The sequence below is a fragment of the Bythopirellula goksoeyrii genome, from assembly GCF_008065115.1.
GTDB classification, from domain to species: Bacteria; Planctomycetota; Planctomycetia; order Pirellulales; family Lacipirellulaceae; genus Bythopirellula; species Bythopirellula goksoeyrii.
In genome coordinates this window covers 4849819-4870428 of the sequence record NZ_CP042913.1, presented here as the reverse complement: position 1 = coordinate 4870428, position 20610 = coordinate 4849819, and the positions used below count along the sequence as shown (strand labels likewise).

Below are 20610 nucleotides of genomic sequence, written 5' to 3'. Positions count from 1 at the left end.
CTTTGCTTACTTGTGTGCGTTGAAGCTTGTGATCAAATTGCGATAGGCCGGAAGATGATTCGAGAACAATGCACCCAATCCTTCCATGTCGTTTCGCCAGTCACGATGCAACTCGCAGGCCATCCCGAACCAACTCATCAACTGCACTCCAGCGGCTTCCATGCGAGACCATGCTGCATCACGTGTTGTCTTGTTGAATGTCCCGGATGCGTCGGTTATCACGAATACTTCGTAACCTTCCTCGATTGCAGATAGGGCCGGGAATGCCACGCAGACCTCGGTGACGACCCCAGCTATGATGAGTTGTTTCTTCCCCGTATCCTTCACGGCTTTGACGAAATCCTCATTGTCCCAGGCGTTGATTTGGCCGGGACGAGCGATGTACGGAGACTTTGGAAAGATTTCCTTGATCTCTGGGACGATGGGACCGTTTGGTCCTTGTTCAAAACTGGTCGTGAGAATTGTCGGCAGCTTGAAGTATTTTGCTGCGTTGGCAACGGCCAAGACGTTGTTCTTGAAATCGTCCGGCGAGAAATCGCCAACGATGTTGCACAGTCCGGACTGATGATCGACCAGCAGGACGGCGGCGTCTGATCTGTCCAATCGACGATATTTGAACTCGCTCATTACTATCTCCTGGTTCGTGAAGTGCTACTTGTGACGTCAAATTGACGAAGTCAAAGTAGGTTGCCGCACATTGGTGCAAGTGTCGCCTCTTGACTTTTATCTCCTATGAGACAACAAAGCAAGTATGGGCGAATTTGTAACATGATATCCTTAAAGATACTAAAGTGACAAAATGGCAGCGTCGTCTGTGAAGCATAACAAACAGAGCAAGAAATCGGTCGGTTGTCCGGTTGAATTCACGCTGGAGGCGATCGGTGGACGTTGGAAAGTGCTCATCATTCACCATCTCCTTGAAGGAACGAAACGCTTTGGCGAATTGACACGACTCTTAGGGGGTATTTCAGCACGTACCTTGACCCGTCAGCTTCGTGAATTGGAAGCCAGCGGTATCATCGACCGCAAAGTTCATCAACAAGTTCCCCCTAAGCTCGAGTATTCGCTGACGACCATAGGCAGAAAGCTCGAGCCGGTTCTACTCGCCATGCACGACTGGGCCGAAGAATCTCTGAAATCTTCTCGTCGTTCAAAGAAGTAACCAGATAATCCGCTTATCATGCCTCCCTTCGTCAGTCACCAGTGGCATCTGGCGCCCCGAATCGTGTAGACTGGCGAGTCTACCTGATCCTTTAGGAGTTCTCGCACCTTTGGCAAAACAAGCCGCACATATCGTTCCTGCACTCAAGGTGCTCATGAAGCCCGATGAGCATCCCGCCGTAGGTGTCTGCGCTATTTCAGGAGACGATCTCTTCCTCAAGCATGAAGTACGCAATGCTTTGGTGAAAGCGACCTTGGGAGATGCTGCGGAGGGTTTTGGGGTTGAAGTGCTGGAAGGGCGTCAGGCCGAATTGCGCGATGTGCTCGATGCTCTGCGAGAGCGGTCGCTCTTTGGGAGTTCGCAGCAAGTAGTTGTGATCGAAGATGCCGATCCATTCGTCAAACAATATCGTGAACAACTTGAAGATCTCGTTGATACGATTCCGGAAGGTAGTTTTCTTCTGCTAGAAGTTGGCAGTTGGCCTGGAAACACACGACTAGCCAAAGCAGTTGCCAAGAGTGGATTGACGATCTCCTGCTCAACTCCTGATAAGGGAGCTGAGTTGACTGCACACACCAAGCTGCTCAAAGATTGGTTAACGCACTTGGCACGCCAGGAGCATGGCGTAAAACTCGATCGGGCAGCTGCCGACGTGCTGTTGGAGTTGCTCCCGAGTGAATCAGGCATCTTGTGCCAGGAGATTGCTCGACTGGCATTGCTCACTGAAGACAAGTCTCCCATCGATGCCGCGCTCGTCAGAGAACACGTCGGAGGTTGGCGGGTTCGCAAGACATGGGACATGATCGACGCTGTGGCAGATGGCAACGCTGCCGAGGCGCTCAATCAATTGGATCGATTGATCTCAGCCGGGGAAGACCCTTTTGCGATCATGCCTCAAATGGCATCGACCTTGCGCAAGTTCGCCGCTGCCGCGCGCAGCTATGAAGTGGCTGAGAGGACCCGCCGGCCCATGAAATTAAGAGATGCTCTAGAGCAAGGTGGTATTCCACGGTTCAAACTGGGAGATGCCGAGGGGCAGCTCAAGCAGATTGGTCGTCCTCGCGCGAGACAGCTCTATCGATGGTTGCTAGCAGCAGACTTGGCACTCAAGGGGCACAATTCTCCCAAGGATCGTGCTCGCCGAGAGATCGAGACTTTGATTGTGCGACTCTCAAAGCAGGCAGCACCGGTTCGTACTAAGACGTAGATATCTTGGCATGCTAGCTCATGCAATGGCAGCCAGGATGGCTGCCCCACAGGGGGAATGAGCTTGTCAGTCGTGGCTCGTTTTTCTATGCTTCTGCCCGCTTTTCTACCCAACTTATCCTACCAAGACTCGTGGCCGGCCTACGGCTTGCGCTACGGATTTGGATTTTCGACATAGATATCGATTGATGATGCGAAACTCGGTAACTCGGCCAACTCCTCCTAGCTGTAACTGGCTAGCGTTGGGATGTGCGGCGATATTCCTAACAATCGGATGCAAAGGCCCATGGTCTGCCCGGCAGCAGGATCATTCCATGTCTGTCGCTCACGATGGTGGCGATTCGCAAAATTCCACCCCTTTAATTACTGCGTCTGACAGTTCAAGCGAACATCGGATTGACCCCTCCACGTCCCTGGTTAGTCACCAGGTGCCTCTGGAACCAACTCAAGAAGCGGCTCTCAATCTATTTCTCTCTGAGCTGCGCAATAGTATCGCACTGGATCCGACCGCTGAGGCTCAGTTGCGCAAGGAACTGAGCGCGGCCCGCCAAGATGAATGGCCGATCGTGGCAAAGCAATTTCGCTCCACACTGCAATATCGACAGGAATTACTGGCGAAGGAAGCGCGACAGATAGCAACTCAACCTACCAATCAACCTACGGCAGCTTTGAAGGTGAGCTATGATCCCCAATCGAACCAGTCCACTTTGAATCCCACGGCGATGCAGTTCGAACGCTTGCGTGCTGAAATGGCAAAAGATAAACAAATCCAGCAAGTCAACCACCAGCTTCTTGTGGAAAACTCGACGAGTGATTCCGCTGCTGCATTGCCAGTTCGTGGTACAACTCTGGCCAACCAAGCGGTGACTCATCCCAGAGAAGTTCAAGCGTCTCCCATTCAAACGGCAAGTCATGCGATTGAGATGGAGAGTGCAGATCTTGCTTGGCAAGACCACCTTGCGGAAGCGATCGACACGATGAAGCAAGAGGTAAAACCGCTGCCTGGTAGCACAGAGGAATTGCAGGAGCACATGCGATTGAGGATGTTGCTCCTGACGGCAGGTCGTGAAGAAGACTCGCTTGAGCCAATCCCAGGTGCATCTGCCTCGGAGCAGGACTATTGGTCTAAACAATTATTTGCGATTTCGACGATACTTGATTCAGAGCGCCAACCGGATATGAAACAACGTGCTGCCGGGGCCTTGGTCCACTTAGATCAAGCTCGGGCTAGACTCGGTGAATTGGCTTCGTTGCAAGTTCGCAACCTGACCTTCGCCGACAAGGTCGATGGCTATGGCCTCTATGAACCCCACACCGACACGAAGTTCCATCCGGGTGACCAGGTGACTCTTTATACGGAAGTAGAAAACTTTCGAAGCGAATCCACGAAGAATGGCTTCCGCACATCACTTGCTACCAGCTATGAGGTGCTTGATCCTCAAGGCCGTCGCGTTGATGGCGCTCAGTTTCCTGAGGTGGAAGATATTTGCCAGAATCCTCGGCACGATTTTCATATGCAATATGGGCTGGCTTTGCCAACTCGCATCTATCCAGGCAACTACGAACTCCGGCTTACGATCACCGATCAGCTGAGCAATAAGATTGGGCACTCTGCGATACCCTTTGAAATCGTTGATTAGGGCTAAATCTTGCAAATCGTAGCGAAATAGCCCCAGTTCTCCATCGATTGAACGATTCCCTTTTATCGTGCTCTTCGCTAGAATTACGGGTCTAACTACTATTCCTACCCGCGGTGCGTTCTGCTGGGACGCTCCAAAGATTCATTCCGGAGGCTCGTATTCCATGTCTGTTTCAAGACGCCAATTCATTGCATCAACTGCCACTACAGCGGCTTCCTTGGGATTGATGGGACTGAGCTCGGCTCGTGGAGCCGAGACTGCTGATATTCGAATCGGAGTGATTGGCCTGCGAGGGCGCGGCAAATCGCATCTCGATGGGTTTGGGAATAATGTCGTGGCTATCTGCGATGTCGATGAAGAAGTGCTCAACGATAGCGCAGCTAAATTTCAGGAAAAGCATGGTCGCAATGTAGACACATTGGGCGACTATCGTCGGCTCCTTGAGCGCAAAGACATTGATGCCGTTTCGATTGCGACTCCCAATCACACGCACGCGTTAATTGCCGTCGCTGCTGCCCAGGCAGGCAAAGATGTCTATTGCGAGAAACCGATCGCTCACAACATATGGGAGAGTCGCCAAGTCGTACAGGCTGCCCGCAAGTACGATCGCATTATTCAATGTGGTACTCAGGCTCGCTCTAGCCGCAGTATTCAAGGTGCCGTCGACTACTTGCGTAGTGGAAACTTAGGCAAAGTCCGATACGCCGTAGGCACGTGTTACAAGCCTCGACCTAGTATCGGCAAGCTCGACCAGCCTTTGAAAATTCCGTCGTCGATCGACTACGATCTGTGGTGTGGTCCCGTCGAAATGAAAGAGATCTATCGCCCTCATCTTCATTACGATTGGCATTGGGATTTTAATACCGGTAACGGTGATATGGGAAACCAAGGCATTCACCAAATGGATGTAGCACGGTGGTTAATGGGTGCCAATGCACTTGCCCCTCGCGTGTTGAGTATCGGGGGTAGACTAGGCTACGACGATGCGGGTGATACTCCCAACTCTCAAATTGCCTATTATGACTATCCTGAGGCTCCGTTGATCTTCGAAACCAGAGGCCTCCCCCATTCCAAGGCTGGCCAGAAGAATTGGGGAGCATCGATGGACAAGTATCGTGGCATGCAGATCGCGGCGGCCGTGCAATGTGAGGATGGCTTTGTCGTTGCAGGCAGTTCCTACAATAGTGCAATTGCCTACGACAACGATGGCAATGTAGTCAAGAAATGGAACGACCGCAGCGAATCACATTTTGACAACTGGCTCAAGGCGGTTGCCAACCATGATCGATCGCAATTGAACGCCGAGATCCAAGAGGGGCATCTTTCCAGTTCTCTCTGTTTCATGGGAAGCATCTCGCATCAACTCGGCAGCGAAAAGCCCACGGCCGAGATCGCCGAAATGGTTGCTGGCCGTGAATTGCTAGCCAATTCATTCGATCGCATGGCAAGTCACTTGCGTGCCAACGATGTGGACATCGATACGAAAGACGCAATCACACTGGGGGCAACTCTGGAACTAGATCCCGCGACAGAGTTGTTTGTCGACAACGACGCTGCGAATGCCTTACGTTCTCCCAAACAAAGGGCGCCGTTCATCGTCCCGAATCTCGAAAGCGTCGATACGCGCACTGCAGCAAGCTGAGCAAAGACTGTCTAGAGCTCAGTCGTCATACCTTCCTAGTTACTGTCGCTGGATGGCCATGGTCGAGTTGAGAGCAGCCATCGCCATCCGGCGACGGCTATCTAGAAGAGTTTCATCACAGAATTGATGCGAGCATGACTTTTCAGTCTCGAACATACTTTCTGGGTCTGATAGTCGTCGTCTTGCTGCAATTCTGCGCATTCACAATCGCACAAGAGGCGACCCTCACACCACCCGCGAACAAGTACTTCGGACGCGAAATTGCTACTACCATGCATTTCACGGGTGCACCTTGGCTGATGCGTGAATCTCGACAGCGCGAGGAAGATTGCGAAAAACTGCTCGGCGCACTGAAGATCAAGCCAGGGCAAACCGTTTGCGACCTTGGCTGTGGAAATGGGTTCTACACATTGAAACTAGCTCGTCTTGTCGGCCCAGAAGGCCGTGTCGTAGCCGTCGACATCCAGCCCGAGATGCTCGGAATGTTACGGGCTGCGGCAGAAGCAAAAGGTATCAAGAACATCGAACTGATACTTGGCACTGAGGTTGATCCCCGGATGCCTGCTGAGACATTTGATCTGGTGCTGCTAGTCGACGTCTATCACGAGTTTTCACAACCGGCTGAGATGCTCGCGGCAATTCGGCAGAGTCTCAAGCCAACAGGTCGCATCGCCTTGGCGGAGTTCCGTGAGGAAGACCCCACCGTGCCAATCAAGCCTTTACACAAGATGAGCAAGCGGCAGATTCTCAAAGAGTACAAGCCGAACGGCTACGAACTGGTGGAAGTGTATGACGAATTGCCGTGGCAGCATTTGATGTTCTTTGGGCGGGTTGAAAAATGATACAGAGTTCTGCAACTTCTGCCCGACATCACTGAGCACGCAGCAAACTGCTCCATTGCTTCATCAATCGATACGGTATGGTTGTCGACTGCCGTGACGAACCCGAAGTATTTCTACAGTATTAGTTTTCTCAACAATGCAGTAGAGGAACAGACAACTATCGATCCGCAACATTCGAATCGTTAAATCGCTCTCATTATTTTCTGGTGCGTATGGGCAACGCTCCGGCATTTTTTCAAGGGAATAGATTTCCTTGAGGACTTTCTTACACCACCGTTCGGCATTGAGGGGCGACCCTTGATCTTTGGCGATGTAATGCAGTATATGCTCAATGTCGTCAAAGGCATCGTCAGAGAGAATGATGCGATAAATCTTCATTAGGGAAGTTCGAATCCAAACTTCCGCCCGATCTCGAGTATTGCTTCACGAAAATCACGCCCTCCCCCCGCTTGTATGTCTGCATGGGCCTTCTCGCATTCAGAGATGCTCACTCGAAGATCTTCATCGGAGAGGATGCCGCGGGGATCCTCAATCGGTTCACTGGCCAAAGCCGAAATGAAAGCGGGGACGTCAGCATAGCCTGCCGCGTCCGCATGTTTAGCAAGTCTATCGTAATCGTCTTGGGAGATATCGATTTGCATGCATCTATTGTTACAAACAGCACTGGAGGTGTCAAAGTGAAATAGATGAACTCGCATCGGCATCCGACGTGCTTTTCTCCTGCGGCTGAGTTTGTAAGTCGACCATTCTCCGATATTTACCGTTGGTCTCCATGAGCGCGGCATGCGTGCCCACTTCGGAAATCTGGCCGTGTTCTAAAACCACGATGCGATCGGCATGAGCAATCGTACTCAGACGGTGGGCAATCACCAGGCAAGTACGGCTGGCCATCAGGTTGGCGATCCCCGCCTGAATTGTGCGCTCGCTCTCGGTATCAAGATTGCTCGTCGCTTCGTCGAGAATCAGAATCTTGGGATCGGCCAATACGGCTCGGGCTATCGCAATGCGTTGCCGTTGGCCCCCGCTCAGCTTGACGCCCCGTTCGCCGATCAGCGCGTGATAACCTTTGGGTAGTGCTTCGATAAAATCTGCCGCGTTAGCCACTCGCGCGGCTTGGCGGATTGCCGCTTCGCTCGCGTGGCGATTGCCGTAGGCAATGTTGTCCGCGATCGTGCCGTCGAACAGAAACACGTCTTGCTCGACGATGCCGATCAGATGGCGATAGCTGTCCATATCCAGGTCGGAGAAGTCCTGTCCATCAAGCAGAATTCGTCCACTGGTGGGTTCATAGAAACGCGCGACCAGATTGCAGAACGTCGTCTTGCCGCCACCGCTGGGCCCCACCAGGGCGATCATTTCACGGGGGGCGATCTCCAAGTTGATGTCCTCGAGTGCGAACGCATCGGCGCCCGGGTAGCTGAACAACACATTGTCGAGTGTGATGCCTCCTTCGACGGTGGATTTTTCGATCTTGATCGCTGTTTCCTCGGAAGTTTCTCGTGGCTCTTCGAGCAAATCTAAGATGCGGTCAAGTCCTGAAAGTCCATTTTGCAATTCTGCGGCACTTTGGGCCAGCACAGCGATCGGACCCAACAACATTAGGAGATACGCCAAGAACATCACCAAATCGCCTGTGGTGAGTGCTCCTCCCAGGACACGGTATCCCCCATAGAGCAACAGCGCCCCGCTCGCTAATGGCATGAGGATCTCCCAAATGATTTCGATCCACCGCATCCACCACCAGGTGTGAAGCTCCTGGCGGCCCATGAGATGGTTGCCGCGCATAATGCGGCCGGTCTCGACGCGTTGCCCGCCAAACGCGCGCACGACGCGCATTCCTCCAAATGCTTCGGTGGCTAGCGAATCGACTTTCTCACGCTCTGCGCGGATGCGGCGATGTTGCGGACGAATCTTGCGAATCCACGTGCGATGGGTCGCAAATACGAGTGGAATCACTAGCACCGCGCCCAGCAGTAACCGCCAATCGACCCAGGCCAATACGCACAGGCTGCCGACTAGCTGGACCATCGCCCGCCAGGGGTTGTAAATCATGCCGAACACTAGCTCGCCCACACTACCGGCATCTTGCCGCAGAATGCTAGCCGCTCCTCCTGACTTGAGCTCCTGCACTCGGTGCAGGGGGAGCCGCATCACATGCGAAAAGACTTTCTTCCGAATCGAGAGTTGCAGGAGTTTGGTCACTCGGGTGGCGTACCAACGTCCCCACACGTGCAACGCCAGCCGTACCAGTGAAATCGCAAATACACCGATTACGATGGCTATCAAGAGCGACCAACGATCACTGGGGAGCCATTCCGCCAAACTCGCAGGAAGCGGCGTATCGCCGAGTACATTTTCAATGACGATCTTGGTCGTCGCGGGGGGGATCAGGGCCAGAATCGTCGAGATCGTCAGAGTCGTCAGGGCAAATGCAAGTGCTGACCTTTGACCTCGCAGCAGCCTCAGAAAATTGGTGACCAAGTCCCAGGTGGAGCGTTCCCGCCGCTTCTTGTCTAGCTCGGTCTTGTTCTTGGCAAGAACCTCATCACGGTATTCTGCGAATCGTTCTTTACTGGAAGTGGGGGTCTTCCTCATCAGCGGGATTTCTCTGCGGGGTGGTTGCGGGAGTTCGCAGGACCACAGCCCGCGACATCGCCCCCATTTTACGCATGAGCCCTGCAAAAGGCGAATTCAGCTTTAGTCAGCCGGAGAGTTTCTCTCGCAGATCAGCAACAATTTCCCTTGGCACGAAGCGTGCCAACTCCTCGTCGCCGGCTAGGGGGGTGATTTGTTTGATCAGACTACTCGAAACGTGCGAAAACTCATCGTCGGCCATCAGGAACACCGTCTCGACACCTGGATCGAGTTTGCGATTGGCCAGTGTCATGGTGAATTCCGTCTCCATGTCGGTGAGTGATCGCACGCCACGGATAATCACCCTCGCATCGCAGTCTCGGACGAATTGCACGGCCAGCCCAGCAAAGGTTTTTACTTCGACATTCGGCAGATGCTTGGTAACCCGTGAGAGCAACTCGACCCGTTCTTTCTCCGTGAAGAGCGACTGCTTCTCGATATTGATGCCCACGCCGACGATCAACTCGTCAACAAGTCGGCTGCTCCGCTCGATGACATTGAGATGCCCCAGCGAAATGGGATCGAACGAACCAGTGTAAACGGCGCGACGAGAAGACATGTGTGCCTCGGCAGTACAAACTTTAAAAAAAAACAAGGGGAAAATTAGCCGCGGACGAACGCGGAGTCATTCAAAAAAATTTTCAGATCAGCGACAATCCGCTTAATCGGTGTTCAACTGTGATCGGTTTCTTCTATTAAGTGAGGGTGTCCGGTAATTCACGTTTCTGTCATTTCGAGGTACTCCGAGAAATCTGGCTAGATCCCTCGGAGTACCTCGGGATGACAATGTGCTTCGAAGCTGGTTTTGACGAATTCTGTTACCGGACACCCTCATTAATTCATTGGTCATTTTGCTGTAACTGAGCAATAGATGCTAGCGGGATTTGAATAGCTCGATCGCTGTTAGTAAGCGATCCAGGTCTTCTTCGGTGTTGTAAGCATGGGCACTAAGCCGTAAGCGACCGGCGCGGCAGTTGAGGGCGACAGAGTGCGTGTAGCAGAATTTTTTGAACGTCTCGGAGTCGTGATTTGGTAGTTCGAACGAGACAATGCCAGACCGGTTCTCTCCCTCGCGAGGAGAGCAGACCACGGCCCCCGCAGCGGTCAGCTTCTCACAGGCTTGGTCGGTAATGTCCAGGATGGCGGCGGCTATGTTTTCTATGCCGAGCGACAGAAACAGATCAAGACTAGCCCCCAGTCCGATGAATCCCGCCTTGTTGAGGGTGCCTCCTTCATAGCGAGCAGCTGTTTGTTTGAGATCCAGCTCAATCAAATTGAAATTCCCTTCCTGCACAACACTCTTCCACCCGACTCCGATGGGCTTGAGATGTTCCAAACACTTTTGATTCACGTAGGCAATGCCTGCTCCCTCCGGACCCAAGAGCCACTTGTGACCATCGGCAGCTAGAGCATCAATGCCATCTTCAGTCACATCCAGGGGGAAGACACCCAAGCCTTGAATCGCGTCGACGAAAAATATCGCACCCCGTTCATGTGCCACATCAGCGATGGGTCGCAAAGCGCGTCGGCAACCATTGGAGTAACAGACCCAACTGATACTCACGACGCGAGTTCGCTCGTCGCAATATTCTGCGATAGCAGTCGGGTCGACACGTCCTTGGTTCGTTGGTACCAGCCGAGTCTCGACGCCCTGATGTTTGAGTTGCATCCAGGGATAAAGATTCGACGGAAACTCATCTTCAAGCGTCACCACATTGTCCCCAGAGTGCCAATCGAGCCCCTCGGCCACTAGATTGATCCCCGCGGTCGTGTTGGGTAACAGTGAAATATCATCCGATTTCGCTCCAATGAGGCTGGCAGCGCTGGTACGCGCATTTGCCACGTGGCGCACCCAATCGAGCCATACCGTGTCACCCTCCTCAGAAATCTGCGCAAGCCAAGTGGCAATCGCGTCAGCGGCGGGTTGCGTGATTGGCGCTACCGCGGCATGATCGAAGTAGGCCCACTTCCGCGTAATCGGCATTGCTGCGCGTAAGGTTTGGCGTGTGCTGTGGATGGCTTGGTTCATAGGTACTTGGGGATAACACCATGGGGAGCCACTTGACCGCAACAACATTGGCAGTCGTGATGAGTGGTCTTATAGCGCCATGCATCATAGCACAAGACTATGCCGCGCTACGAGAGAAAATGGTAGCCGAAGAAATCGAGGCTGCCGGAGTGAAAAACCCCGCAGTGCTCAGTGCCATGCGGGCCACTCCTCGGCACGAGTTCGTTCTTTCCAAGTGGCTGCCCCAAGCCTATCTCGATGGCGCCTTGCCCATTGGCGACCGACAGACAATCTCGCCGCCGTATGTGGTCGCTTTCATGACCGCACAGCTCGATCCTCAACCTACGGATCGTGTCCTCGAGATCGGCACAGGAAGTGGATACCAGGCTGCGGTGCTGAGTCCCTTGGTAAAGGAAGTCTACACGATTGAAATCGTCTCTGATCTTGGTCGTCGCGCCGAGCGAACTCTCCGCAGGCTGGATTACGAAAACGTCCACGTGCGTATTGGCGATGGCTATCAAGGTTGGCCCGAAGCGGCTCCGTTCGACAAGATCATAGTCACTTGCTCTCCTGAAGCGATTCCTCCGCCACTTATTGAGCAACTTGCCGAAGGGGGACGGATGATTATTCCAGTCGGCGAGCGCTATCAACAAAACCTCATCCGCGTCACCAAACAATCAGGCGAGTTAACCCAAGAGCCTTTGCAAGCAACTCTGTTTGTTCCCATGACAGGTACGGCCGAATCTCAACGCGAGGTGCTTCCTGATCCAGCACACCCTCAGATTGCAAATGGAAACTTCGAGAAAGTAATTGGCCAGGATCGTACCCCCGAGGGTTGGCACTACTTGCGCGGAGTGAAAGTGAGTAGCGTGGGCGACGCCCCTAAATCCCCGAAGTCTCCCAAAGGAAACTATCTCTCCTTTGAAAACGCGTTGCCGGGCGAAGCGAGTCGCGCACTCCAGGGATTTGCACTCGATGGTCGAGAGGTGCGTGCTGTGCGTATCTCGGCACTTGTACGTGGTGCTGAACTGGGTCCCGGTCCAACGCCTCATCAAAGGCCGGCCATCATCTTGACCTGCTACGACAGGCGTCGAGCAGTGATCGAAAATCAAGTGCTGGGGCCGTGGCAAGGGAGTTTCGACTGGAAAGCGGTTCAGAAAGAAATTCGCGTCCCCGACGTGACTCGGGAGGCAATTTTGCGGCTGGGGCTCCTGGGAGGGACTGGAAAACTGGACATCGACCAAGTTCTTCTGGAGGTGATTGAGGATTAGAAATTCTTCCCATGGAGCAGGCTTCCAGCCTGTAATATCCCCCCAAACACTCCGACTGGGCGGTCTAAACATGCCTCAAATAGAGCCAAGATGACTGCCCCACGTAAGTGAATTGCTGGAGAATCGCCGCTCATGGGCAAAAATGGGGCAAAACACCTCGGAAACCTCCCAATCCCTAGAATAGGTGAATTTTGCGTATATTGCTTGAATTAAACCAATGGCCTGCTATCCTGAGACACTGCTAGCAGAGTTTTCACTCTGCATTTGGATCAAGAGGGTTTTAGTACAAATATGGAGACACCGGTGATGAGATTTAAAGGCTTTGCATCTTGGCAAATGGCATTGTTGGCAGCGGTATTAGTAGTGGGCCTTTCGACCGAGTCGATGGCTTGGTCGCACGGCAGTTGGGGTTCCTATGGATCAAGCGCCTCCTATGGTTCTTACGGCTCGAGCGCGAGTTATGGTAGCTACGGTTCTGGCGGAAGCTACGGCAGCTATGGCCGAGTAGGCATTTTCGGCAGAATTCATGCCCGTCACGCTGCCCGACGTGCCGCCCGCGCGAGCTATGGTTCGTATGGCAGTTCTGGCAGCTACGGAAGCTATGGCAGTTCGGGTAGCTACGGAAGCTATGCCTCGAGTGGCAGCTCGGGAAGCTACGGTTCAAGCGGTAGCTCGGGAAGCTATGGCGGAACGTATTACCAGGAAGTCCCGGAAGGTGCCGAAGAGACAAGTGCCGCGGATGATGCCACCGTCGAAGTGACCCTCCCTGCTGATGCAAAGGTATTTGTCAACGACAATCCTACGACCAGCACCGGTTCTTCTCGTAGCTATGTCTCGAACGGTCTCAAGCGAGGTCAAGCCTATCGCTACGACTTCCGCGTGGAGTATGAGCAGGATGGCGAAACCGTGGTCAAAGAGGAATCGATCAATCTCACCGCTGGCGACAAGTTGGCCCTCTCCTTCGGAATCGACGAAAATTCTGAAACGGTAACGGCCATGAAACCAGCTAAGACAGAACTGAAAGTCTCGGTTCCAGCCGAAGCCAAAGTCTTCTTAGCCGGCGCACCAACCGAGCAGACTGGCACCGACCGCAACTATTCAACAAGTCGGCTTTCCGCCGGCCAGACTTGGACTGGTTACACAGTTCGGGTTGAATTGGATGTGGACGGTCAGACAGAAGTTCGTGAGGAAACCCTCGATATCGAAGGGGGCCAAACCTACGAGCTAGCATTCAATTTCGAGAATGAAACTCAAGACTTGGCCGACAATTTGGCCCAGTTGACCAATTAGTCAGCTCTTTGCTGATACTTTTATCAATCCGACCCCCATTTCGGTGTTGACCGAAGTGGGGGTTTTTCTTTTGCTAGTGTCTCTGAGAATCTCCCCAGCCGGAAGCACACCTGCCTCCGGGATGTTCCGGACCGCGTGGCGGTCCGGCTAAGGGGGGCGTGCTTTTGGGGCAACACAAGTAAATGGCGAAGTTCGATCAAAAAAAAGAACAGCAGCAGCCTGCTAAGCCTGCCCAGCAAACACCACGTAAAGTCGACAATCGGCCCCAAGGGGACATTGGCTGGCATCCGGCGTGGCGGTGGTTCGTGAGCGTGCTCATCGTGCTGCATTTGGCCGCTGTTTTCTCCGCTCCGTGGGACTTGTCCACGTTGGCGGCACTTCCCCCGGGTTATCAGGCAGAGACCGACAACCTGGGTCGCCAGGCGCAACTTCCTCCCGCGAATAGCGAAGTGTGGCAGGAGCCAGTCGTTCCGCGCAGCCTTCGCCGATTTTTTCGCCACTATCTCAATCTAATGTATCTGAACCATGGCTATGAATTCTTTGCCCCCGATCCCGGTGGCAGCAATCTGGTTCGTTATGTGATTCGTGATAGTGGGGGGCAAGAGATTACCAAGGGACAATTCCCAGATCTCGCTACGGAATGGCCCCGCTTGTTGTACCATCGCCACTTGATGCTCGCGGCGCAAACAGGTGACATGGGTCCAGAATCGGGTCGTCACTATGCCCAGCATTTGCTTTCCGTGAACGGCGGCCAAACGATTCGACTAGAATGGCTCATGCACACGCTGCTTTCGCCGAAACAGGTTCTCGCAGACACGCCGCTTGATGCGCCGCAGACCTTCGTTGTCCTCGCCAACATTGACGAGACCGCCGGGGCACGAGTCGGGCCGCCTCCTGGTGAAACTGCTGTCACCATTCCCGGAGGTGGCCGCTGATGGGAGTCTTCTCAGATACGCGTGGATACATTGCTGAGTGTTGGCAAGCTTGGAATCGGTTTTGGTTCCGGCCGACGGATCCCGCTACGCTCTCGCTGATTCGTCTGCTGGCCGGGGCGATGTTGTTCTACACGCATCTGGTTTGGTCGTTCGATCTGCAGGCTTTCATTGGCCAGGATGGTTGGCTCCCTGTGGAATACATCCGCCGGATTCAGGGCCAACAATGGTCCGTGTGGAGCGTTTTTTTCTGGACCAAACCGGTGTGGCTGCTGTGGACGGTCCACATAGTTGCCTTGCTCGTCTTTTTCTGCCTCATGCTCGGACTCTTCAGCCGCACAATGGCGGTGCTGGGATTCTTGTTCGCCGTTTCGTATGCTCACCGAATTAGTCCCGGTGCATTCTTCGGCCTCGACAAAGCGAACTGCATGCTCGCGCTCTATACCATGCTTGGTCCCTGTGGGGCACGTTACTCGCTCGACAGTGTTCGCAGGCTCCGACGTGGGGACACCCAGCCAGTGGCCCCCAGCACGTCAGCCAACTTGGCAATACGACTCTTGCAGATTCACCTATGTATCATCTACCTCTTCTCAGGGTTGGCAAAACTCACGGGCGAGAACTGGCATGCCGGCACAGCCGTTTGGTGGGCAATCGCAAATCAAGAATATCAGTCGCTGGACATGACGTGGATTGCGAACTATCCGGTCTTGATTGCCATCGCCACGCACGTCGCGCTCTTCTGGGAATTGTTTTACTGTGCCTTGGTATGGAATCGTTATACGCGCCCACTGGTGTTGTGGATGGCAGTTTTTGTTCACGGTGGGATCGCCCTCATTATGGGGATGATCACGTTCGGCCTAGCGATGTTGATTGCCAATGTCTCGTTTTTCAAGCCCGCCACGGTCCGCCGCTGGGTCGATCCGGTGGCTAGTCGCATTGCGCGATTGTTGGGAGCTGGTCGCTAAGCCGCAATCAGCTTGCAGTTCCGGAACAGCGCTACCGCTCGTTCCGGCCTGCGAATTGACTTGCTAGAATTAATCTATGGACACGGCAAAGAAACGACTGGCGATCACGATGGGCGATGCTGCGGGTATTGGCCCAGAGGTCATTGTTCGCGCCTGGGCCGATCCCCGGGTTCATCAATGTTCGCGGCCTGTGGTGTTGGGCCATCCTGATATTATGTGCCAGGCGGTCAGACTACTCGATGCAAAACTTGGAGTCATCGAAGTCGACAAGGACTTCGATCAGGTCATGCCCGATACGATTCCTTGCCTGCGAGTTGGCAGCGACGATGTGTTGGCCGTGCCGCATGGCAGTGTCGATGCCCTTACGGGCCAGGCGGCTTACGAAGCTTTGATCCGTGCGATTGATGAGACACTGGCCGGGCGATTCGATGGGATTGTCACCGCCCCTCTGAGTAAGGCCGCCCTCCACGCCGCCGGTCACTTCTATCCTGGGCACACGGAACTGCTGGCCGAGCGTTGCGGCGTCACCGACTTTGCCATGATGCTCTATCTGCCGCCGGAAGAATTGCCTAACAGCGTTGCCGGGCTTGGTGTGGTGCATGTGACTCTGCACATGGCCCTGAGCGAAGTGTTTGCCAACCTGTCGACGGCGGCAATCCTAGAAAAATGCCATCTTGCCCAGCGGGTGATGCACGAAGGCTTTGGACTCGAGTCGCCCAGAATCGGAGTATGCGCTTTGAACCCCCACGGTGGTGAGTCGGGGCTCTTTGGAGACGAAGAAACGCGCATCATCGCCCCGGCAGTTGAACAAGCTCAAGCGGCAGGGATCAGCGTAACGGGACCTTTCCCGACGGACACGCTCATGGTTCGCGCACGTGACGGCGAATTCGATGCCATCGTTGCCATGTACCACGACCAGGGTCACATCGCGTTGAAACTCTTAGGAATGCATCGCGCGGTCAATATAACGCTGGGCCTACCAATTATTCGCACCAGCGTGGCCCACGGCACCGCCTTCGATCGTGCCTGGCAAGCAACCGCCGAGTCCACCGGCATGGTCGCGGCGATCACAACGGCAGCGAAATTGGCGAAGTAGGCATCATCCCTCGTCCCCATGCTCCGTGTGGGGACGAAATACCAGCGCTCTGCGGTGTTTGGACACGATTTCAGCGGAGCGTCGTGAATTGTGTGCCGGCGTGGAAAACGGGTACGGGCAATACCGGAAGTTAACGCAACCGGCTCGCCACGGTACGCGGGATTTCACTCACTCGGAAGCGTGATGTCGACGACGAAATCGTTTTCGAGAAAATTCCTTCCCAAGAGAAGCGGATAGACCATGTGGCCCCGATTGTTGAGAGTAACAACGACTTCCTTCTCAAAATCTTTCCAGCGCAAGGTCATCGGGACTTTGTAACGAGTCTCGCGTTTCTCGCTAGTCTTAACGACCACGCAGTGTTCAATGCGGCTGTCGACCCATTGTGATTCATTTTCGTCATTGCTGATCAGTACACGAATATCTTTGCCGATATTCTCCTCCATGGATTCGGCCTCTTCGTCGATTTCCCACTCTTCGCAGTGCATCGAACAAGAAGCGGCCCCCGTATCGACGCGCGCAAGAAATGGCAGTTCGCTCTGGGTCTCCGTTACCCGAGCTATTGCACCGATCGTCAGTTTCTCATCCTCACGGTTGCGCGGCTCCAAATTCGGCAGGTCACTCTCTTCCACCAGATCTAGCTTGGCGCGTTTCAAATCCGACTTCGTGATCGGTTCCACATTCGAGGAAGGAGCCGTTTTGCGTGACTTGCGAGTCTTGGTCGCTGAGGCCAAGAGATTAGTAGCCAACTTCGACTTCTTCGTTCTCTTGAGGGTCAGCTCGGAACCACCGTTGTTAGACTCGGCCTTCTTTGTGGAAGCATTTGCAGGCTCCGCACTTTCCTTGGCAGTGCCAAGGGAACCAGCCGGGACCATGACCCCCACCAAGAGAATCACGAGAACCCTGGACCGAAAGGACATGCTAGACATGGTTTACAAAGCTCTGGGTCAGGTGGATGAAGCTGGCGACAGGTTATGCCTACTCCTCTTACCATAGCAGTAAACATGGGTTCACACCAAACCGAATCTGCTGAAATGGCCCTTTTGGCGAGGTCGGAGCATCAAAAACCCGGGTTCTTGGCCCAAGATATGTTTCGCCAACTCTCAGCTTGTGGGAAGCCGCAAAGCCCTGGGGGCGTTTTCGCTGGCCAGGCCAATAATGTGCGCAGTCAGTATTTTGGGGATTTTGGGGGGAAATTTGACTAGAGAGGTGCCAAAAAGATTGACTTTCCAATGTCAGCATGCGATGCTGCTGATTGGTCAAAAATCCGAATGCACTCTTTGTTGAGTTTTTACCCACGGGCGGTTGGCAGAAGTCACTAGCTAATTGTCCAAACTAATGTTGAGGGGAGAGCGAGTCTAATGAAGCGACATCTATTGAGAATTCTTACCGTGGCTTGCGCAGCTTTACTGCTGCCATCATTTGCAACCGCACAATTCACTTTTGTCGGTCCCTCCGGCGGCGACTTCTTCGATGTACTAAATTGGCAAGACGGCGGCGGCTTTAATCCCGCTTCAATCATCGATGGTGGAACTTCAAAAGTCGAAATCGATTTGATCCTCGACGGAGACTTGGTTTATGCAACCTCCGAAATCCCATTTGGAGTAGGCTCGCTGTCGTTGCTCTCGGGATCGAACCTGAACGTTAACTCTGGTGGAGTTTCATTCGATACTGGCAGCCTGTCGCTTGATGGTTCACAGCTCAATATCCTGAACGATAGTAGCAGCCAACTTGACATGAACCCAGGTTCGTCGTTTTCCTTGGTGGATTCGTTTCTTGTTGCCTCCGATGATATCTTCTTCGGTGGGAATGCTTCTATTAGTGGGTCCAGGATCGTCAGCGTCGCTGATGACATCGAGTTCCAGACCGGTTCTGTGGTTTCCTTACTTCACGACAGTAGCCTGACGACGGCTGATCTGAATCAAATCATTTCTTTTCAGTCATCTGCAACAATTACAGATTCCACTTTTTCCACAGGACGTCTTAGTATACGAACCAATACCGATTTGGTTGCCATCGATTCCGTTCTCAACATGAACGGGGACATCGACGACGCATTTAATAGTTTTTCCAATGGTACTCTGACTCTGCAAGGCAACACTGCATTGCGTGCCGACCAATTGGATGAAGGCATCACTTTGTATTTGGAAGATGAGTCCCAGGCAAGCTTCATTGACGACAACGCCGAAGGTGAATGGATTACCGATCCGGGAGTGGCACCCTTTGAAACGAAGGTAGTATTTAAGTCGCGTTTTGCAGCGCTGAGCTTCGTAGGACCACAGGGGCTTTCCGACGATGCCACGCAGGTTTTTAATGGTCTTTCGGGCACAGAGTTCTCCTATGCAACTCATCCTCACCTGTTTACTCCATCCAATTGGAATGGTCAGAGTACGGTGACGATCATGGCAGTGCCTGAGCCAAGTGTTGCGATACTGGCATCGTTTGCGATAGCCTCTAGCCTCTGCCTACGACGTAGATAGTGTTTAGAGTCTAGAGAATTTGCCAAATAGTTTATTGAACGCCGGGGATATTCAAGAATATCCCCGGCGTTTTGAAATGGAGTGAGGTGTGATGTTTCGGACGAGAAGAGCTTTAACGTGGTGTGTACTAACCAGTAGTCTGTTGTCTTGTGGTTCAGCCCTTGCTGATACCTTCTATTACACGGGGCCCTCTGGTGGCGATTTCTTCAATGAATCGTTCTGGAATTCGATGGCCAATGGAAGCGGATTTACTCCAGCGGTAGGGACAATTAATCCTGGTCTAGGAATCTCACACTATTTAATTCTTGACGGCGATGTGGTTGAAGCGAATGGTGGGGCAGGGGACGAGTTTGGAGTGGATATTGGCAACGGAGGTGGTTTGGAATTACAGACAGGATCTTCCCTGAACGTCTTCAATGATTTTTTTAATGCACAGTTCGAGATAAGTACGGGTGCTACTTTCAAGCTGACCGATGCAGATTTAACTGTACAAGATGACATCGTATTTCGAGATTCCACGACACTCACAGGAGGGTCTATTGAATCGTTTTTTGATGATATCGAGTTTCGCAGTAGCAACCTAATCATTAATGGGACAAATGTTAGAACCACAGACGTTAGTAGTGGATCCACCTCGAATATCTGGGTCCAAGCTGAATTGACCCCCTCTGCCGGTGCGTCAATAACGGGTGCGACGTTCTTCTCGAATTCAAGATTCGGAATTGACCAGTTCGATATGGTTGCACACGATTCGGTGTTCATGATCGACGGTGATCTGGAAGATCTGACGACCACGGATATTGATTCTGCGACGGCGAGTCTCACGTTGACTGGGAATTCGTCGATCACTGCCGGCCAGATTCAAGAGGGAGTGAAACTCATTCTTAATGACAGTTCCACAGCTACTTTCACGAATATCCCTGGGACGCAGGTGGTGACCCATACCTGGTTCACCAATTCTTCGAACGTGACGATAAACTCTCCGGATGTCGAACTAATACTCGCGAATCCTCAGTTGGAGACAGGAGCCGGCAAAGTGATAAATGGGATCACTGGTCTTTCCTACGCGGACGACGCGAGTACCTGGGATCCCACAACTTGGAACGGCACGGACGCAGTGACCTTAAAGATCACGAGCGTCCCTTCGGCAGCGGATCCCGATTTCGATGGGGATGGGGACGTCGATGGGAATGATTTTCTTGTTTGGCAGCGTGGCTTTGGTCTCACCAACCAGTCGGACAATTCTAACGGCGATTCCAACGGGGATGGGACCGTTGATGGCATCGACTTGGGACAGTGGCAAAGCGAATACGGCAATCCCTCAAATATTGTGTCCGTGACTGCAGTGCCAGAACCTGCTACAATCGTTGTTGCAATGATTTCCTTAGGCAGCTTGATTTGCAATCGTAGGCGATTCGGTTTTGAATTTTCTCATACCCTCTAAG

Annotated in this window: 19 protein-coding genes; 12 read left to right on the top strand and 7 right to left on the bottom strand. The window is 53.1% G+C overall.

Annotated features, from left to right (window positions below; genetic code table 11):
- Nucleotides 1-6: 6 nt before the first annotated feature.
- Nucleotides 7-627: an isochorismate family cysteine hydrolase YcaC gene (ycaC, locus tag Pr1d_RS19265; protein ID WP_148075042.1), complete on the bottom strand. Its 621-nt coding sequence runs from the start codon at nucleotides 625-627 to the stop codon at nucleotides 7-9.
- 187 nt (nucleotides 628-814) lie between these two features.
- Here ycaC and Pr1d_RS19260 point away from each other — a divergent pair, with 187 nt between their 5' ends.
- From Pr1d_RS19260 to Pr1d_RS19240, 5 genes are all read left to right on the top strand, one after another.
- The gene (locus Pr1d_RS19260) at nucleotides 815-1162 is read left to right on the top strand and encodes a winged helix-turn-helix transcriptional regulator (protein WP_238476536.1); all 348 of its coding nucleotides are present in this window, start codon (nucleotides 815-817) and stop codon (nucleotides 1160-1162) included.
- 109 nt (nucleotides 1163-1271) lie between these two features.
- A complete protein-coding gene (gene holA / locus Pr1d_RS19255; RefSeq protein WP_148075040.1) occupies nucleotides 1272-2369 on the top strand; it encodes a DNA polymerase III subunit delta in 1098 nt (365 codons plus the stop codon).
- Nucleotides 2370-2682: 313 nt separating this feature from the next.
- On the top strand, nucleotides 2683-4008 hold the full coding sequence (locus Pr1d_RS19250; protein WP_148075039.1) for a hypothetical protein: 1326 nt from the start codon (nucleotides 2683-2685) through the stop codon (nucleotides 4006-4008).
- Nucleotides 4009-4171: 163 nt separating this feature from the next.
- Nucleotides 4172-5650, top strand: a complete 1479-nt coding sequence (locus Pr1d_RS19245) for a Gfo/Idh/MocA family protein (protein WP_148075038.1) — start codon at nucleotides 4172-4174, stop codon at nucleotides 5648-5650.
- A 134-nt stretch (nucleotides 5651-5784) separates the two neighbouring features.
- On the top strand, nucleotides 5785-6492 hold the full coding sequence (locus tag Pr1d_RS19240) for a class I SAM-dependent methyltransferase (protein ID WP_148075037.1): 708 nt from the start codon (nucleotides 5785-5787) through the stop codon (nucleotides 6490-6492).
- A 63-nt stretch (nucleotides 6493-6555) separates the two neighbouring features.
- On the opposite strand, the gene Pr1d_RS19235 is transcribed toward Pr1d_RS19240, so the two are convergent.
- The 5 genes from Pr1d_RS19235 to Pr1d_RS19215 all read right to left on the bottom strand — a co-directional run bounded on the left by Pr1d_RS19235 (nucleotide 6556) and on the right by Pr1d_RS19215 (nucleotide 11155).
- Nucleotides 6556-6870 carry a type II toxin-antitoxin system RelE/ParE family toxin gene (locus Pr1d_RS19235; protein WP_148075036.1) on the bottom strand — a complete coding sequence of 105 codons (315 nt, stop codon included), beginning with the start codon at nucleotides 6868-6870 and terminating at the stop codon, nucleotides 6556-6558.
- On the bottom strand, nucleotides 6870-7133 hold the full coding sequence (locus Pr1d_RS19230) for a hypothetical protein (RefSeq protein WP_148075035.1): 264 nt from the start codon (nucleotides 7131-7133) through the stop codon (nucleotides 6870-6872). Before Pr1d_RS19230 ends, Pr1d_RS19235 begins: the two co-directional genes overlap by 1 nt.
- 31 nt (nucleotides 7134-7164) lie before the next feature.
- On the bottom strand, nucleotides 7165-9087 hold the full coding sequence (locus Pr1d_RS19225) for an ABC transporter ATP-binding protein (protein ID WP_148075034.1): 1923 nt from the start codon (nucleotides 9085-9087) through the stop codon (nucleotides 7165-7167).
- Nucleotides 9088-9193: 106 nt separating this feature from the next.
- Nucleotides 9194-9685, bottom strand: coding sequence for a pantetheine-phosphate adenylyltransferase (gene coaD / locus Pr1d_RS19220; RefSeq protein ID WP_148075033.1), 492 nt, complete (start codon nucleotides 9683-9685; stop codon nucleotides 9194-9196).
- Between the two features lie 315 nt (nucleotides 9686-10000).
- Nucleotides 10001-11155 (bottom strand): aminotransferase class V-fold PLP-dependent enzyme, encoded by a 1155-nt coding sequence (locus Pr1d_RS19215; protein WP_168205359.1) that lies wholly within the window; start codon nucleotides 11153-11155, stop codon nucleotides 10001-10003.
- 20 nt (nucleotides 11156-11175) lie between these two features.
- Between Pr1d_RS19215 and Pr1d_RS19210 the strand changes: the two genes are divergently transcribed.
- The 5 genes from Pr1d_RS19210 to pdxA all read left to right on the top strand — a co-directional run bounded on the left by Pr1d_RS19210 (nucleotide 11176) and on the right by pdxA (nucleotide 16688).
- The gene (locus Pr1d_RS19210) at nucleotides 11176-12405 is read left to right on the top strand and encodes a protein-L-isoaspartate(D-aspartate) O-methyltransferase (RefSeq protein ID WP_148075031.1); all 1230 of its coding nucleotides are present in this window, start codon (nucleotides 11176-11178) and stop codon (nucleotides 12403-12405) included.
- 306 nt (nucleotides 12406-12711) lie between these two features.
- The gene (locus tag Pr1d_RS19205) at nucleotides 12712-13695 is read left to right on the top strand and encodes a TIGR03000 domain-containing protein (RefSeq protein ID WP_168205358.1); all 984 of its coding nucleotides are present in this window, start codon (nucleotides 12712-12714) and stop codon (nucleotides 13693-13695) included.
- A gap of 182 nt (nucleotides 13696-13877) precedes the next feature.
- Complete coding sequence (locus Pr1d_RS19200) at nucleotides 13878-14630, top strand: hypothetical protein (protein ID WP_148075029.1); 753 nt, start codon at nucleotides 13878-13880, stop codon at nucleotides 14628-14630.
- Nucleotides 14630-15592, top strand: a complete 963-nt coding sequence (locus Pr1d_RS19195) for an HTTM domain-containing protein (protein ID WP_148075028.1) — start codon at nucleotides 14630-14632, stop codon at nucleotides 15590-15592. The genes Pr1d_RS19200 and Pr1d_RS19195 overlap by 1 nt, the downstream gene beginning before the upstream one ends.
- A gap of 76 nt (nucleotides 15593-15668) precedes the next feature.
- Nucleotides 15669-16688: a 4-hydroxythreonine-4-phosphate dehydrogenase PdxA gene (pdxA, locus tag Pr1d_RS19190; protein WP_148075027.1), complete on the top strand. Its 1020-nt coding sequence runs from the start codon at nucleotides 15669-15671 to the stop codon at nucleotides 16686-16688.
- A 164-nt stretch (nucleotides 16689-16852) separates the two neighbouring features.
- On the opposite strand, the gene Pr1d_RS19185 is transcribed toward pdxA, so the two are convergent.
- Nucleotides 16853-17605: a putative ATP-dependent zinc protease gene (locus Pr1d_RS19185; RefSeq protein ID WP_210417777.1), complete on the bottom strand. Its 753-nt coding sequence runs from the start codon at nucleotides 17603-17605 to the stop codon at nucleotides 16853-16855.
- A 441-nt stretch (nucleotides 17606-18046) separates the two neighbouring features.
- Here Pr1d_RS19185 and Pr1d_RS19180 point away from each other — a divergent pair, with 441 nt between their 5' ends.
- Together Pr1d_RS19180 and Pr1d_RS19175 are read left to right on the top strand one after the other, a co-directional pair.
- Nucleotides 18047-19165, top strand: coding sequence for a hypothetical protein (locus Pr1d_RS19180; RefSeq protein ID WP_148075025.1), 1119 nt, complete (start codon nucleotides 18047-18049; stop codon nucleotides 19163-19165).
- Nucleotides 19166-19307: 142 nt separating this feature from the next.
- Entirely contained in the window at nucleotides 19308-20609 is a 1302-nt protein-coding gene (locus Pr1d_RS19175; RefSeq protein WP_168205357.1) for a hypothetical protein, read from the top strand.
- The last annotated feature ends 1 nt before the right edge of the window (nucleotide 20610 follow it).

Coding starts and splice junctions, on each gene's coding strand:
- ycaC (WP_148075042.1), bottom strand. CDS start 627: ATGAGCGAGTTCAAATATCGTCGATTGGACAGATCAGACGCCGCCGTC.
- Pr1d_RS19250 (WP_148075039.1), top strand. CDS start 2,683: ATGTCTGTCGCTCACGATGGTGGCGATTCGCAAAATTCCACCCCTTTA.
- Pr1d_RS19245 (WP_148075038.1), top strand. CDS start 4,172: ATGTCTGTTTCAAGACGCCAATTCATTGCATCAACTGCCACTACAGCG.
- Pr1d_RS19240 (WP_148075037.1), top strand. CDS start 5,785: ATGACTTTTCAGTCTCGAACATACTTTCTGGGTCTGATAGTCGTCGTC.
- Pr1d_RS19235 (WP_148075036.1), bottom strand. CDS start 6,870: ATGAAGATTTATCGCATCATTCTCTCTGACGATGCCTTTGACGACATT.
- Pr1d_RS19230 (WP_148075035.1), bottom strand. CDS start 7,133: ATGCAAATCGATATCTCCCAAGACGATTACGATAGACTTGCTAAACAT.
- Pr1d_RS19225 (WP_148075034.1), bottom strand. CDS start 9,087: ATGAGGAAGACCCCCACTTCCAGTAAAGAACGATTCGCAGAATACCGT.
- coaD (WP_148075033.1), bottom strand. CDS start 9,685: ATGTCTTCTCGTCGCGCCGTTTACACTGGTTCGTTCGATCCCATTTCG.
- Pr1d_RS19215 (WP_168205359.1), bottom strand. CDS start 11,155: ATGAACCAAGCCATCCACAGCACACGCCAAACCTTACGCGCAGCAATG.
- Pr1d_RS19210 (WP_148075031.1), top strand. CDS start 11,176: ATGGGGAGCCACTTGACCGCAACAACATTGGCAGTCGTGATGAGTGGT.
- Pr1d_RS19205 (WP_168205358.1), top strand. CDS start 12,712: ATGAGATTTAAAGGCTTTGCATCTTGGCAAATGGCATTGTTGGCAGCG.
- Pr1d_RS19200 (WP_148075029.1), top strand. CDS start 13,878: ATGGCGAAGTTCGATCAAAAAAAAGAACAGCAGCAGCCTGCTAAGCCT.
- Pr1d_RS19195 (WP_148075028.1), top strand. CDS start 14,630: ATGGGAGTCTTCTCAGATACGCGTGGATACATTGCTGAGTGTTGGCAA.
- pdxA (WP_148075027.1), top strand. CDS start 15,669: ATGGACACGGCAAAGAAACGACTGGCGATCACGATGGGCGATGCTGCG.
- Pr1d_RS19185 (WP_210417777.1), bottom strand. CDS start 17,605: ATGTCCTTTCGGTCCAGGGTTCTCGTGATTCTCTTGGTGGGGGTCATG.
- Pr1d_RS19180 (WP_148075025.1), top strand. CDS start 18,047: ATGAAGCGACATCTATTGAGAATTCTTACCGTGGCTTGCGCAGCTTTA.